Annotated in this window: 1 rRNA gene; it reads left to right on the forward strand. The window is 55.4% G+C overall.

Annotation, left to right across the window (positions count from 1 at the left end):
- Positions 1–392: ribosomal RNA gene (locus HMPREF3056_RS07160) — 23S ribosomal RNA — on the forward strand; the annotation flags it as partial.

The following is a 392-nucleotide window of genomic DNA, read 5'->3' on the forward strand; positions in this document are numbered from 1 at the left end:
GTGGAGTCGTTGTTGAAATACCACTCTGATCGGATTGGATGTCTAACCTTGGCCCATGATCTGGGTTGGGGACAGTGCCTGGTGGGTAGTTTAACTGGGGCGGTTGCCTCCCAAAATGTAACGGAGGCGCCCAAAGGTTCCCTCAGCCTGGTTGGCAATCAGGTGGTGAGTGTAAGTGCACAAGGGAGCTTGACTGTGAGACAGACATGTCGAACAGGGACGAAAGTCGGGACTAGTGATCCGGCACCTACTTGTGGATGTGGTGTCGCTCAACGGATAAAAGGTACCCCGGGGATAACAGGCTGATCTTCCCCAAGAGTCCATATCGACGGGATGGTTTGGCACCTCGATGTCGGCTCGTCGCATCCTGGGGCTGGAGTAGGTCCCAAGGG

This window comes from Corynebacterium sp. HMSC056F09, assembly GCF_001815785.1.
Lineage (GTDB): Bacteria > Actinomycetota > Actinomycetes > Mycobacteriales > Mycobacteriaceae > Corynebacterium > Corynebacterium hiratae.